At 69.3% G+C, this 14528-nt stretch carries 6 protein-coding genes and 4 pseudogenes; 5 read left to right on the top strand and 5 right to left on the bottom strand.

The window, feature by feature from the left end; genetic code table 11:
* Positions 1-109: 109 nt before the first annotated feature.
* On the top strand, positions 110-787 hold the full coding sequence (locus T428_RS0100050) for an MBL fold metallo-hydrolase (protein WP_025734876.1): 678 nt from the start codon (positions 110-112) through the stop codon (positions 785-787).
* 292 nt (positions 788-1079) lie between these two features.
* Complete coding sequence (locus tag T428_RS24535) at positions 1080-2420, top strand: PPE family protein (RefSeq protein WP_245604730.1); 1341 nt, start codon at positions 1080-1082, stop codon at positions 2418-2420.
* An 11-nt stretch (positions 2421-2431) separates the two neighbouring features.
* Here T428_RS24535 and T428_RS0100040 read toward each other — a convergent pair whose 3' ends face one another.
* A complete protein-coding gene (locus T428_RS0100040) occupies positions 2432-2875 on the bottom strand; it encodes a universal stress protein (protein WP_025734875.1) in 444 nt (147 codons plus the stop codon).
* A gap of 318 nt (positions 2876-3193) precedes the next feature.
* On the opposite strand from T428_RS0100040, the gene T428_RS0100035 reads away from it, so the two are divergent.
* Positions 3194-4765: a mannosyltransferase gene (locus T428_RS0100035; protein WP_156942807.1), complete on the top strand. Its 1572-nt coding sequence runs from the start codon at positions 3194-3196 to the stop codon at positions 4763-4765.
* A 53-nt stretch (positions 4766-4818) separates the two neighbouring features.
* Positions 4819-5520, top strand: a pseudogene (locus tag T428_RS24530) (MgtC/SapB family protein).
* 3 nt (positions 5521-5523) lie between these two features.
* Here the strand turns inward: T428_RS24530 and T428_RS24525 are convergent.
* The 4 genes and pseudogenes from T428_RS24525 to T428_RS35205 form a co-directional block, all read right to left on the bottom strand.
* A pseudogene (locus T428_RS24525) lies at positions 5524-6908 on the bottom strand (MFS transporter); the annotation flags it as partial.
* Positions 6909-6972: 64 nt separating this feature from the next.
* Positions 6973-8358, bottom strand: a pseudogene (locus T428_RS0100020) (MFS transporter); the annotation flags it as partial.
* A gap of 26 nt (positions 8359-8384) precedes the next feature.
* Positions 8385-10541: an excinuclease ABC subunit UvrB gene (gene uvrB / locus T428_RS0100015; RefSeq protein WP_025734872.1), complete on the bottom strand. Its 2157-nt coding sequence runs from the start codon at positions 10539-10541 to the stop codon at positions 8385-8387.
* A 145-nt stretch (positions 10542-10686) separates the two neighbouring features.
* Positions 10687-12697, bottom strand: a pseudogene (locus T428_RS35205) (serine/threonine-protein kinase).
* 211 nt (positions 12698-12908) lie between these two features.
* Between T428_RS35205 and T428_RS0100005 the strand changes: the two are divergent.
* A partial coding sequence (locus tag T428_RS0100005) for an FHA domain-containing protein (protein WP_156942806.1) occupies positions 12909-14528 on the top strand: 1620 nt, incomplete at its 3' end.

Below are 14528 nucleotides of genomic sequence, written 5' to 3'. Positions count from 1 at the left end.
GCCCCCACCGACAAGACACCCACGCCAGCCCGGAGAGCAGTAACGTGGCCGCTAGGACTCGCGCCGGCGACGATGCTCCCGGCGCCCGCCGGGACCAAAGGAGCCGCGCATGACCGTCGTGGACGATAACTACACCGGACACGTCGACCCTGGTAACGCTGCCCGCCGCACCCTGCCCGGCGCCACGATCGTGAAGGCGTCGGTCGGCCCGATGGACAACAACGCCTACCTGGTGACCTGTTCGCAGACCGGTCAAACACTGCTGATCGACGCCGCCAACGATGCCGACGTCCTGATCGACCTGGTCCAACGGTACGCCCCGAACGTGGTGCTGATCGTGACCAGCCATCAGCACTTCGACCACTGGCAGGCGCTGGAGGCCGTGGCCGCCGCCACCGGTGCGCCCACCGCCTGCCACAAGATCGACGCCGAACCGCTGCCCGTCAAACCGGACCGGTTCCTGGCCAACGGCGACAAGGTGCAGATCGGCAAGCTGACGTTCGACGTCATCCACTTGCGCGGGCACACCCCGGGCTCGATCGCGCTGGCCCTCGACGGCCCGGCCACCGGCGGCGTCACGCAGCTGTTCACCGGCGACTGCCTGTTCCCCGGCGGCGTGGGCAAGACGTGGCAGGAGGGCGACTTCACCCAGTTGCTCAACGACGTCACCAGCCGGGTGTTCGAGGTGTACGGCGACGACACCGTCGTCTATCCGGGCCACGGCGACGACACGGTGCTGGGCACCGAACGCCCGCATCTGACCGAATGGCGCGAACGAGGCTGGTAGCCGCCGGTCAATTGGCTTGCCGCAGAACATGATCCGGGTCGCGCGACGGCGGCGCTGAGCGCGCGCGACCACGGCGGCCGCACCGGGGTCGCGGAATCCCGGTCGAGCAACGCCCGAAACGCCCTCCCCCGCCGGCGTGGCTCGGTAGCATGCGAGCCGATCACGTCTACCCACACCAGCCGCGCAGGCGGTCGTGCCCAATTGACTGATTGGCGAACGGAAATGGATTATGCGGCGTTACCGCCGGAGGTCAACTCCGGCCGGATGTACGCACGGAGCGGGGTCCGTGCCGATGTGGACAGCGGCGGCGGCCTGGGACGGGTTGGGCGCGGAACTGACCTCCGCGGCCGCGGCGTACCGGTCGGTGGTGTCCGGGCTGACGCGGGAAGCGTGGCTGGGTCCGGCGTCGATGTCGATACGGGCCGCCGCGATCGTCTTCGCGTCATGGCTGGGCAACACCGCCGAGCAGGTCAAGATGGCCGCCCGGCAGGCGCCGGCGGCGGCGATGGCGTACGAGACGGCATTCGCCGCGACGGTGCCGCCGGCCGTGATCGCCGAGAACCGCGCGCTGCTGCTGGCGCTGGTCGCGACCAACCTGTTCGGTCAGAACACCCCGGCGATCGCGGCCGCCGAGACGCAGTACGGCGAGATGTGGGCCCAGGACACGACGACCATGTATGCCTACGCGGGCGGGTCGGCGGCCGCGTCACGGCTGACGCCGTTCAGCGACCCACCGCAGACCACCGATCTGTCCGGGGCCGGCGCGCAGGACGCTGCGGTGAGCAAGGCCGCCACGTCGGCCACGGCCAGCCCCAAAGCCCTGACGCAGGTGCTGCAGACGGTGCCCAAGATGCTGGACACGCTGGCCGGTGCGCCGGGCGATCCGACCCTGTCGGACATGTTCAACGTCACCGCGAGCGCCACGTACGTCGCCAGCGGGGTGCTGTTCATCCTCGGCCCGTGGCTGACCGGCCCGGTCAATGCGGTGCTGCCGCCCACGATCCTCGGCGCGGCCGCCCCGGCGTTGGGCGCGGCAGGTGCCGCGGCGGGCCTGCTCAACGACACCGCGCCGGCCGCGTCGGGGCTGGGGATGTCGGGCGGTGTGCTGGCCAGCGCCGGCCGCGCCCTCCCGGTGGGCGCGCTGTCGGTCCCGCCGGCCTGGGCCGAAGCCGCACCGGTGCTCGCCAGCTCGGTGCGGGTGTTGCCGGAGGCCGCCCTGGCCGGACTGCCGGAAGCCGCGATCGACGGGTTCGGGCCTGGCGCCGGCGCGTTGCTGCCGGGCAGCCTGATGGCCGCGGCGGCCGGTGGCGGCGGCGCGGCGGGCGGCGGATTCGCGGCCACCCGGGCCGGCGCCACGTGTCAGCGCGGCGCGACCGTCGCACCCGGGACACCCGCCCGATACGGCGCCTCACCCGCGGTGATTCCGCAGGTGACGCGCCGCGGGGGGCCGCCCGACGGTTTGCCCGGCCCGGCGATGCCGACCGGTCAGCGCGCGTCCGACGGGGACGGCATGACGGCCGAAACCCTCCGCGACGAAATCAACGACCTGCGCAAACAGATCTCCGACCTGGCACTGGAGCGCGATGTGCTGATGCGGTCCCTGGCCCTGTGGGCCCGAGGATCCGCGGAGTAAGGAAAACCCGGCTACGACGTGGTGTGCACGATCAAGACGTCGACTTTGGCGCGGCGGGACACGTTGGCCGGGACCGAGCCCAGCAGGCGGCTCGCGATCGTGCTCAGGCCGACGTTACCGACAACCAGCAGGTCGGCCTTGACGTCTTCGGCCAGGTTGACCAGGGCGTCGACGGGGGCGCCGACGATCGGGCGCTCCTCGACGTTCTTCGCACCGGCCTTGTGTGCCCGCTCCTTGGCGTCCTGCAAGATCGCGTAGATCGGGGCGGTGCCCGCCACCTTGTAGCTTTCGTCCTTCAGCACGTCGGCGGCCCGGCCGTCCTGGTGCTGCGGCAGATACGCCGACGCGACGATCAGCTTGGCGTCCGGCCCGGCGATGGTTGCCGCACGTTCGACGGCACGCAACGACGAGTCCGAGCCGTCAGTGCCGACCACCACGGTCCGATATGCGGACATTTACCCTCCCAGTATCGTTTGCCAGGCCAACACAAGACAGTAGCGCGTTGTCCGATCTGGATGGGTCAGATTACCCACACCGAAGCGGTGTGGCGCAAGCCTGCATTTGCCTCGCCACGCTGCGGCAACGGCCTCGATCCGGCGATAATGAGGCCATGGCATGCGCCCGCCCCGGCCGGAAGGCGTTGCGTGGCGGCGTTTCCCAGGGGCCTCGGACGCGGCACGCGAACCCGTCCAGCCCCGCACGGCCTGTTTCGGCTCGCCGGCCGGACCGCTGGTGACCAGGCCGATCGGGTGCGCCCTACAGTGACAGGCAGCATGGCTACGTCCGCCCTCGAGCAGCACTCCCCGGATGTCACCGTCGAGTCCGGGCGCGGGCCCGCACGGGGCAGGTTGCTCGACCCCTGGGCGGTCACCGCCCTGGCTGCCGTCCTCAGCGGCGCCTGGGCCTGTCGGCCTTCGCTGTGGTTCGACGAGGGCGCCACCATCTCGGCCGCGGCGAGCCGGACTTTGCCCGAACTATGGCGGCTGCTGGGCCACATCGATGCCGTGCACGGCCTGTACTACCTGGTGATGCACGGGTGGTTCGCCGTCTTCCCGCCGACCGAGTTCTGGTCACGGGTGCCCAGCGCGTTGGCGATCGGGGTGGCCGCCGCCGGCGTCGTCGTGCTCACCCGGCAGTTCACCCCGGGACGCGGCACCGCGCTGTGCGCGGGCATCATGTTCGCGATCCTGCCGCGCACCACCTGGGCGGGTATCGAGGCGCGCCCCTATGCCATGTCGGTGGCGGCCGCGATCTGGCTGACCGTTCTGTTGGTCACCGCCGTGCGGCGCAATCGGCTCCGGCTGTGGGCGGGTTACGCCGTGGGGCTGATGGTGTCGATTCTGCTCAGCCTCAACCTGGTGCTGCTGGTCGGGGTCTACGCGGTGATGCTGCCGTTGTTGGCGCCCAAGGGATCCCGGAAGTCCCCGGTCGTCCGGTGGGCGGTCGGCACGGCCGTCGCACTGGGCGGCATGACACCGTTCATCCTGTTTGTGCACGGTCAGGCGTTCCAGGTCAACTGGCTGTTCCCGATCAGCTGGCACTACGCCTTCGACATCGTCCAGCGCCAGTACTTCGACCACAGCGTTCCGTTCGCGGTGCTCAGCGGGGTGATCATGGCGGCCGCGATCGTCGCCCGACGCTTCGGCGCTCCCGGCCCGGCCGGCGATATGCGCCGCCTGGTGATCATCTGCATCGGCTGGGTCGTGCTGCCGACCGCCGCCGTGGTGATCTATTCGCAGTTCGGCGAGCCCATGTACTTTCCGCGCTATCTGATCCTGACCACGCCCGCGATGGCCGTCTTGTTGGCCGTCTGCATCATCACGGTGGCGCGCCGGCGGTGGGCCGTCGTCGGGGTCGTGCTGCTGTTCGCGGTCGCCGCGGTGCCCGACTATCTGTTCGCCCAGCGCTGGCCGTACGCCAAGGAGGGCTGGGACTACAGCCAGGTGGCCGACCTGATCAGCTCACACGCCGCGCCCGGCGACTGCCTGCTGACGGACAACACCGTGCCGTGGCGTCCCGGGCCGATCCGCGCGCTGCTGGCCACCCGGCCGGCGGCGTTTCGATCGCTGATCGACGTCGAGCGCGGTGCGTACGGGCCCAAGGTCGGCTCGTTGTGGGACGGCCACGTCGCGGTGTGGCTGACGACGGCCAAGATCAACAAGTGCACGACGCTGTGGACCATCACCAACTACGACAAGTCGTTCCCCGAGCATCAGTCGGGACAGTCGCTGCCGCCGGGGGCATTCGGCCGAACGCCGGCGTATCGGTTCCCCGGTTACCTCGGCTTCCACATCGTCGAGCGGTGGCAATTCCACTACTCGCAGGTCGTCAAGTCGACGCGCTGACGAGGAGTAAAGGCGCCGGTTCCGGGTAGTTCAGGGACGTGCATTCCGGGTTGATGGGCGACCTGCTGGGCGGCGACGTGCAGAACCTGCGGCACCTCGTCGAGCTGTTCGCCGCGTTCGGCCTAACCGCCCTCATCGGCCTGGAATGAACCGTTCAGGGCAAGAGCGCGGGTCTGCGGACCCAGACGATCGTCGGCACGTCGTCGGCGTTGGTGATGCTGATCAGTAAGTACGGTTTCGACAATGTCCTGAACGCCGGCACGGTGGTGCTCGATCCGTCCCGGGTCGCCGCCCAAATCGTTTCCGGTATCGGGTTTTTGGGCGCCGGGATCACCACCACCCGGCGCGGCGCCGTGCACGGACTCACCACCGCCGCCGCGGTTTGGGAATCGGCCGCCGTCGGCATGGCGTCGGGCGCCGGCCTGCTGCTGGCCATCGCCGTCGTAGTGCTGCACTTCGTCAGCGCGCTGGCGTTCAGCGCCGTCGAGCGTCAACTCGGCGCCAGGCTGCACGGGACCGCCCGGCTGCACATCATCTACGAGAACGGGCGAGGCGTGCTGCGCGAGGTGCTGCGGGTGTGCGGGCAGCGCAAGTGGCAGCTCACCGAGCTCGACGCCGACACCCACGACATCGACGACGGCGAAGTCCGCGTGACGATGACCTTGGCGGGTGCGCAAATGGGAAGGGCGCCAAAGGCTTTCGCGGCCATCGACGGTGTCATCGCCATCCTGCGCGCCGAGGACGACGCGGATTAGTCGGCGCCGGATGATGCGGTAGGCGGCCAGCACGGCGCTGGCCGCCACCATCGCGAAAACGAGATACAACGCGCGGGCCGCCGCCGCGTCGTCGGCCTCCGCCAGGTTGACCACCACACCCGCCAGCCCACCCCCGAACGCCGCCGAGATCAGCTGCACGGTGTTGATCGACGCGGCCGCCGCACTGCCCTGTTCCGGGTCGTCGGAATCCATCGCGCGCACCACCAGGTGCGGCCAGCCCATCCCGATGCCGGCCCCGGTGATCAGCAGCGCCAGTGCCCACAGCGCGACGAACCCGAGCGGGGCGTACGCGCGCTGAGCCACCGCCGCCAGCGCCAGGCCCGCGGCCATGACCAACGGGCCGGCGACGACGACGCGCCGGATCGCGCGACGTTCGGTCAGTGACGCGCTGACGATCTCGCTGCCGGTCCATCCGGTGGCCAGCCCCGCACCGAGCAGCCCGGACTCCACCGGGCTCAGGTCCGCCAGTTTCTGGCCGAACAACGGCACATAGATATTGGCCATCGCGGCGACCATCTCCACCGACATGGTGAGGAAGATCCACTTGGCCGGTCCCCGGCCAAATACGCTGCGCGGCAACACCGCTACGTCCAAGCGCCGGTCGACGACGACGAAGGCGACGATCAACATCACGCCCGCGAACAGCAACCCCAGGTTCCGCACCACGTGGTGCGGAAGCGCCGCGATGCTCACGGTCAACGCCGCCGAACTCATCAGCAACAGCGACCAAACGGGCACCTTGCGGACCGGTGTCAGCGGGTGCTCCCGCGCCACCCGGCCGGGCTGCAAGACAGCCAGCACCAATATCGCCATCAGCCCGGCCCCAATGCCCGTCGCGGTTTGCCCCAACCGCCACAGCCCGAGTTGGGCGAAGATCCCGCCCGCCACCGGGCCGATCAGCGTCGAGACCCCCACATCGCGGACACCAGCGCCGAGCCGCGGGTCCACAGCGAACGCGGCAGGGCGGAGTTGATCAGCGCGTAGCCCAGGCCGGCCAACAGCCCGCCGGACACGCCGCGCAGCGCCCGTCCGGCGACCAGAACCGCCATGCTGGGCGCCAACATGTTCACCACGCTGGCGAGGGCAAACACGCTGAGCCCGAGCAGCTATGCGCGTCGGGCCCCGATCCGTTGCACCACCGGGTGGACTGCCGAGGCGGAGACGACGGATCCGATGAGATACAGCGTCGTCGCCCAGGAAAACAGCCGAGCTCCGCCGATATCGGCGATGATGGTCGGCAGCATGCTGACCGTCATGAATTCGTTGGTGGAGTACAGCAGAATGCCGCCGGCCAGCACCGTCGACATTCCCAGATGCTGTCCGAGCAGCTCGCGCCAACTACCGGCCTCGTCCGTCGTGACGGTCACTCATATACCGTATGGGGCAGAGCGCGTGTTTCGTCAGCAAAGCATCATCGGCGGGCGCGACGACCCGCCGGCCGGCCCGCGTGGACGCGACGACGGCCGTCGCCGCCAGCGCCGCGATGACGGCGTAGAGCCAGCGAGCCGCCGCCAAGTCCCCACCCGCGGCGTTGTTGACCACCACGCCCGCCAGCCCGGCGCCGAACGCCGCGGAGATCAGCTGGACCGTATTGATCGCCGCGGCCGCCGCACCTCCCTCGGACGGATCGTCGACGGTGTCCATGGCCCGCATCGACAGATGCGGCCAGGTCATGCCCATCCCGATACCGCCGATCAAGAACCCGATTGCCCACACCACAACGACCGCGATCGGCGCGTCGGTGCGCTGGGTCGCCGCGGCCAGGACCAGACCCGAGGCCATCACCAACGGCGCGACCGCGATCACCCGGTCGACGACGCGCGGGTTGCTCAGCGAGGCGCTGGTGAGCTCGGCGATCGTCCACCCCATGGCCAGCACCGCGCCCAAGAAGCCCGCCGCGACCGGCGTCAGATGCGCCAACCGTTGACCGAACAGCGGCACATACGTGTCGACCATCACGGCCGCCATCTGAATCCCCACCGTCAGGTAGATCCATTTCAACGGACCACTGCCAAAGGTGCTGTTCGGCAACGCTTTTGCGCTCATTCGCCAGTCGGCGTAGATGAACAGTCCGACCAGCGCCGCACCGGCGGCCAGCAGTCCGGCCATCGCGAAAGCATTGTGCGGCAACTCCGCAACGCTGACTGCCAACGCGGCCGCGCCCAGCAGCAGTAGCGACAACACCGGCACCTTGGTGATCCCCGGCGCGTCACCGGCGACGATGTCGGCGTTGCTGAGGGCTCGCGGGACCAGTATCGCCATCAGCGCGGCCAGGACGACCATGGCCCCAAATGCCCACCGCCACAGCCCAAACTGTGCGAACAGGCCGCCAATCGCGGGCCCGACCAGGGTCGCGACGCCCCACATCGCCGATACCAGCGCCGAGCCGCGGGTCCACAGCGACCGCGGCAGAGCGATGTTGATCAGCGAATAGCCCAGCCCGGCCAGCAGCCCGCCGGCCACGCCTTGCAGGGCACGGCCGGCGATCAGCACCGGCATGTTCGGCGCCGCCGCGCACACGACGCTCGCGATGCCGAAGACGGCCAGGCCGCACAGGAACGCCGAGCACGCGCCGATGCGCAACCGCAGGGTGTTCACCGTCGCCGCCGCCACCACCGACCCGACCAGATACAGGGTGATCACCCACGCATACAGCCGGCCGCCGCCGATCTCGGCGACTGTGGTCGGGAGCAGGCTGGTGGTCAGAAACTCGGTGGTCGCGTACAGCAGAACCCCACCGGCCAGGACGGTGGACGTTCCGAGGTAGCCGCCCAGCAGTTCGCGCCAACTGCCGGTGTCGCTCGCCGTGTCAGTCACCCATACACCGTATGAGGAGTGCCGCGTTACTTCAGACCGGCGGCATCCATTCCGCGCAGTTCCTTTTTGAGGTCGGCGATCTCGTCGCGGAACCGGGCGGCCAGTTCGAATTGCAAGTCACGCGCGGCGGCCATCATCTGCGCGGTGAGATCCTCGATCAGGTCGGCCAATTCGGCGCGCGGCATGCCGGCCGTGTCGCGGCCCTCGATGATGCCGGCGCTGACGACGCGACCGGGCTCGCCCTGCGCGCGTCGGCCGCGGGAAATGCTGCGCCCCGAGCCCAGCTCGACGGTTTCGCTGTCGTCGGCCTCGCGATAGACCTGGTCGAGGATGTCGGCGATCTTCTTGCGCAGCGGCTGAGGGTCGATGCCGTTGGCCTCGTTGTAGGCGATCTGCTTGGCGCGGCGCCGTTCGGTCTCGTCGATGGCCTCCTTCATCGAATCGGTCATCTTGTCGGCGTACATGTGCACTTCGCCGGAGACGTTGCGGGCGGCGCGGCCGATGGTCTGGATCAGGCTGCGCGCCGAGCGCAAGAAGCCCTCCTTGTCGGCGTCGAGGATCGACACCAGCGACACCTCGGGCAGGTCCAGGCCCTCGCGCAGCAGGTTGATGCCGACCAGCACGTCGTAGTCGCCGAGCCGCAGCTGGCGCAGCAGCTCCACCCGGCGCAGCGTGTCCACCTCGGAGTGCAGGTAGCGCACCCGGATGCCCATCTCAAGTAGGTAGTCGGTGAGGTCTTCGGCCATCTTCTTGGTCAGCGTCGTCACCAGCACCCGCACGTCGGCCTCGGCCCGCTTGCGGATCTCGCCGATCAGGTCGTCGATCTGGCCCTTGGTCGGCTTGACCACGACCTTCGGGTCCACCAGGCCGGTCGGGCGGATCACCTGCTCGACGAACTCGCCGGCGGCCTGGCTGAGCTCGTACGGCCCTGGCGTGGCCGACAGGTACACCGTCTGCCCGATCCGATCGGCAAACTCCTCCCAGGTCAGCGGCCGGTTGTCGACCGCCGACGGCAACCGGAAGCCGTAGTCGACCAGGTTGCGTTTGCGCGACATGTCGCCCTCGTACATGCCGCCGATCTGCGGCACGGTCACGTGCGACTCGTCGATGACCAGCAGGAAGTCCTCGGGGAAGTAGTCCAGCAGCGTCGCCGGCGGCGAACCGGGCCCGCGGCCGTCGATGTGGCGCGAGTAGTTCTCGATACCGGAGCAGAAACCGACCTGCCGCATCATCTCGATGTCGTAGTTGGTGCGCATCCGCAGCCGCTGGGCCTCCAGCAGCTTGCCCTGGCTCTCGAACTCGGCGAGCCGCTCCTCGAGTTCCTGTTCGATCGTGGAGATCGCCTGCGCCATCCGCTCGGGCCCGGCGACGTAGTGGGTGGCCGGGAAGATCCGCAACGAGTCGACCTGGCGGACCACGTCGCCGGTCAGCGGGTGCAGGTAATACAGCGCCTCGATCTCGTCGCCGAAGAATTCGATACGCACCGCGAGCTCCTCGTACGACGGGATGATCTCCACGGTGTCGCCGCGGACCCGGAACGAGCCGCGGGTGAAGGACAGGTCGTTGCGGCTGTACTGTACGTCGACCAGCAACCGCAGCAGCCCGTCGCGCGGCACCTCCTGGCCGACCCGCAGCTCGACCGAGCGGTCCAGGTAGGACTGCGGCGTGCCCAGGCCGTAGATGCACGACACCGACGCCACCACCACGACGTCGCGTCGGGACAGCAGCGACGACGTCGCGGAGTGCCGCAAGCGTTCGACGTCGTCGTTGATCGAGCTGTCCTTTTCGATGTAGGTGTCGGTCTGCGCGATGTACGCTTCCGGCTGGTAGTAGTCGTAGTACGAGACGAAGTATTCGACTGCGTTGTGCGGCAACATCTCTCGCAGCTCGTTGGCCAGCTGGGCGGCCAGCGTCTTGTTCGGGGCCATCACCAGGGTGGGCCGCTGCAGCCGTTCGATCAGCCAGGCGGTGGTGGCCGACTTTCCGGTGCCGGTCGCGCCGAGCAGCACCACGTCGCGCTCCCCAGCCTCGATGCGGCGCTGCAGCTCGTCGATCGCAGCCGGCTGGTCACCGGCGGGAGCATGCGGGCTGACGACCTCGAACCGGCCGCCGGCGCGCACGACCTGCTCGACCGCGCGGTACTCGGAATGCGCGACGACGGGATGTTCCGTGGCGAAAGCCATGACCCCAGGGTAGAGGCGCGCACCGACAAGTGTCGCGATGCCGGCGTACCCGCCGGCTCCGCCGAACGTGCTCTGGTGGCGGGAAATCAGCGGAAAAGTCGCCATGAGAGCACGTTCGGCGAGGCCGCGGGCCCGGCAGCGCTACTCAGTGCCGGGTCCACATCCGGGTGACCGGGTCGCATTGCAGCAGATAGCCGTCGTTCGAAGTGGACATCGCGTACACCGGGACGTCGGGCAGGTCACACGAGCTGCCCGCGGCGTGCACCCCGGTCGCGATCGGCGCCTTGTCCCAGGTGTTGCCCTCGCACACGACCTGCTCGTTGCTGGTCGGGTCGTAGGCGAGCTTGTCGACGTCGGTGCACAACCCGCCGAGCACGGCGGGCGCCGGGTGCGCCGGTGCGGTCGAGGTGCTGATCACCAGGTTGGGATCGGCCAGCGCCACCCCCACCGGCGCGTCACCGGCCCGGGTTGCCACCACCGGCACCCGCACCACGGCGCCCTGCGCACCGCACTCGTTGCTCAGCACCGTTTCGGTTTCGGTGCCCCGCAGCGTGCCGTCCGGCTGGGACGCGAACGACCAGGCGAGGGTCTCCTGCTGGGTTGCCGGGACTTGCCCGTTGGGCAGCCGGCAGCCGACCCGCTCCTGCTGCGGGGCCCCCTGCCAATAGCCGCCGACATAGCGCAAGGTGTCGGTCTCCCCGCCGTCGGCGGTGCCGGCGACCTGGTGGTTGGTGTCGTCCAGTTTGGTGCCGGTGGCCGCGCATCCGTTCGTGGTACATGCCGAGCGGAATGCCCACCAGCTCGTGCCGGAGCCGTCGTGGCGGATGGGGATGCCGTTGGTGGTCCGCTTGGTCTGGTCGTATGTCAATTGGTAGGTGCCGTCCAGCACCGGGCCGCCGGGCCGCGGGGTCGCGCTGGCGGCGGGCGCCGACGGCCGCGAGGCCAGCGTCGGGTGGGGCTGCGGACTTGCCGGCTGGAAGGAGTACAGCGTCGACCAGGTCGCCGCGACGGCGATCAGCACCGCGCAAACCAGCGCGGCCGACCAGCGAACCCTCGACGAGGACCGGTGGTACGCCGCCGCAATCAGACGCCGCCGGTGCGGCGTGGCCGCGGGGTCTTCGGCGACGGCGTCGACCCGCTCACTGACGGCGGCGGCGAAGGCGCGACAGCGCTCGAAGCGCTCGGCGGGTTTCTTGCCAAGGGCTTTGGCGAACACGTCGTCCAGGTACGCAATTCCGGGCGGTATTCGCTGAGCCACGGCGGATCCTCGTGCAGGTGCTGGCTGATCACCGCGATCGGGTTGGCGCGCTGGAACGGCGGGGCACCGGTGAGCAGATGAAATGCCGTGGCCGCCAACGCATATTGGTCCGCGCGGCCGTCTATGTTGGACCCGGCCAACTGCTCGGGTGCCGCGTAGGCGACCGTCCCGACCGCGACATTGGTCTCGGTGATCCCGCTGATATTGCCCAGGTGCCGCGCTACACCGAAGTCCGCCAACAGGATTCGCTGATCGTCATCGCCTGGGTGGGTGAGCAGAATGTTGGCGGGCTTGACGTCGCGGTGCAGCAGACCGCGGTCATGCGCGTAATCGAGTGCGCTCGCGACGGCTTGGAGAATCGCGCACACCTCGCCGACCGGCATCCCTTCGGAGTAGCGCTCTTTCACCAGCCGGGACGCGTCGGTGCCCTCGACGTAATCCATCGAGATCCACAGCCGACCGTCGAATTCGCCACGATCGTGCACGCCGACAATGTGCGGGTGCCACAGCGTGGCGGCCAAATCGGCTTCCCTGTTGAACCTTTCACGGAATTCGCTGTCGGCGGTGACGGCTTCGGCGAGGACTTTGATCACGTCGCGACGCGGCAGCCTCGGATGCAACGCCAGGTAGACCTCGGCCATCCCGCCGGCGCCCAATGGCCGCAGGACGGTGTAGCCCGCGAAGGACGTACCGTTGGCCATCGCCGGGCGCGACCCGCCGACCTGGTCCTCGGCGGGTGCCGGGTTCGGAGTCGAATTGACCGGGCGACATGACGAAACAAGTGTGCGACGGTCGCTGAATCGAACCTGGCGCGCAGCGCCTCGCGCGCCAGGCGCGGGTTTGTCAGCAGCCGCCGGCCGCTGCCCAGGCGCCGGGTCGGGCGCTTCAGCTCGTCCATGTGGTTGCCCCCTCGTGTGTCGGCATTGGTGCGCACGTCGGCACAGCTCCCCGTTGCATCCTGCCGGACGCGGATAGGCGAAATGCCGCTGGACACTATGAACCAGCTATGAGCCTGCGAACGCAAACAAAGCGAAGTCACAGGCGAGTCCCATGGGGAGGACCGACTCGGCGCACCGATACTTGAGTAGTGAGTCGACCCTACTTGAGTAGTGAGTCGACCCGCCCCTCCTGTCCTGACAATTCGGCACGACGGGTCGCAAAGAACCTTCGCCGCAGGCCAAGAGGTGATCGTCGGACGCGATCAGCACGCCGATCTGCGCATCGCCGACCCGCGGATATCCCGTGCGCATCTGATCCTGCGTTTCGATCAGGGCCGCTGGCTGGCCATCGACAACGGCTCGCTGAACGGGACCTACGTCAATGGCTACCGGATGCCGGTCGTCGATATCCACGACGGGCAGAGCATTCACGTCGGCAATCCCCGGGGACCGCGGCTGACCTTCGCCGTCGGTCCGCAGCAGGCCCGGGCCGGCCGCCCAGCGCAGCCGCGGCCGACGCCGCAATCCGGCCCACCCACGATCGCCTGGTCCGCGCTGCCCGACCCACCGACCACCACCTCGCAGCCGCTGCCCCCGCCGCCGCGCAGGCAACCGCAGCCCCAAATGCTCAGGCCGCCAAAGTATCCCGGCAGGCCGCCACGCCCGCGCGCGACACCGCCCGAGGAACTCACCGTCGTCCACGCGGCCCGGGACGCGACCCCGCCCGCCGAGTCCACCGTGATCGACGCCAAGACCACCGACGTGTCGAATCTCGCGACGCGGTTTGTGAGGCTGCTCTCACCGCGTTCGTCGTCGGCGGCGGGGACGGCGGGCGCGCTGACGATCGGGCGCGCCCCGGACAACGACATCGTCGTGCCCGACGTCCTGGCGTCGCGTCAACACGCCACGCTGGTGCCCACACCGCTGGGGCTCGAGATCCGAGACAACAGCATCAACGGGACGTTCGTCAACGGCACCCGGGTGGGGTCGGCGATTTTGAGCGACGACGACGTGGTCACCATCGGCAACGTCGATTTGGTCGTGCGCGACGGCACCCTGGTCACGCTGGGCGAGGTCGCCACGCGTTCGGGCGTCCTGCAGGTGCGCGACGTGCAGTACGTCGTCGACAACGGCAAACAACTGCTGGACCACATCTCGTTGACCGCGCGGCCCGGCACGTTGACCGCGATCATCGGCGGGTCCGGTGCCGGGAAGAGCACGCTGTCGCGGCTGATCGCCGGATACAGCACCCCCAGCTCCGGCTCGGCCACGTTCGAGGGCCACAACATCCATACGGAGTACGCCTCGCTGCGCAGCCGGATCGGGATGGTCCCCCAAGACGACGTCGTGCACCGTCAGCTGACCGTCAACCAGGCGCTGGGCTATGCCGCCGAGTTGCGGCTGCCACCGGACACCAGCAAGGCCGACCGCGAACAGGTCGTCGCGCAGGTGCTCGAGGAACTCGAGCTGACCAAGCACGCCGACACCCGCGTCGACAAGCTCTCCGGCGGCCAGCGCAAGCGCGCGTCGGTGGCCCTGGAATTGCTCACCGGCCCGTCGCTGCTGCTCCTCGACGAACCCACCACCGGCCTGGACCCGGCGCTGGACCGCCAGGTGATGATGATGCTGCGCCAGCTGGCCGACGCCGGCCGCGTCGTGTTGGTCGTGACGCACTCGGTGTCCTACCTCGACGTCTGCGATCAGCTGCTGCTGGTCGCGCCCGGCGGCAAGACGGCCTACTGCGGCCCGCCCAGCCAGATCGGCGCGGCGATGGGCACCACCAACTGGGCC

The sequence above is a fragment of the Mycobacterium genavense ATCC 51234 genome (assembly GCF_000526915.1).
Lineage (GTDB): Bacteria > Actinomycetota > Actinomycetes > Mycobacteriales > Mycobacteriaceae > Mycobacterium > Mycobacterium genavense.
Note: the sequence above shows the minus strand (reverse complement) of the source record. Positions and strands in the feature narration are given on the sequence as shown.

What these genes read in the sequence shown, in the direction of transcription:
- T428_RS0100050 (WP_025734876.1), top strand. Translation starts at nt 110, where the DNA reads ATGACCGTCGTGGACGATAACTACACCGGACACGTCGACCCTGGTAAC.
- T428_RS24535 (WP_245604730.1), top strand. Translation starts at nt 1,080, where the DNA reads ATGTGGACAGCGGCGGCGGCCTGGGACGGGTTGGGCGCGGAACTGACC.
- T428_RS0100040 (WP_025734875.1), bottom strand. Translation starts at nt 2,875, where the DNA reads ATGTCCGCATATCGGACCGTGGTGGTCGGCACTGACGGCTCGGACTCG.
- T428_RS0100035 (WP_156942807.1), top strand. Translation starts at nt 3,194, where the DNA reads ATGGCTACGTCCGCCCTCGAGCAGCACTCCCCGGATGTCACCGTCGAG.
- uvrB (WP_025734872.1), bottom strand. Translation starts at nt 10,541, where the DNA reads ATGGCTTTCGCCACGGAACATCCCGTCGTCGCGCATTCCGAGTACCGC.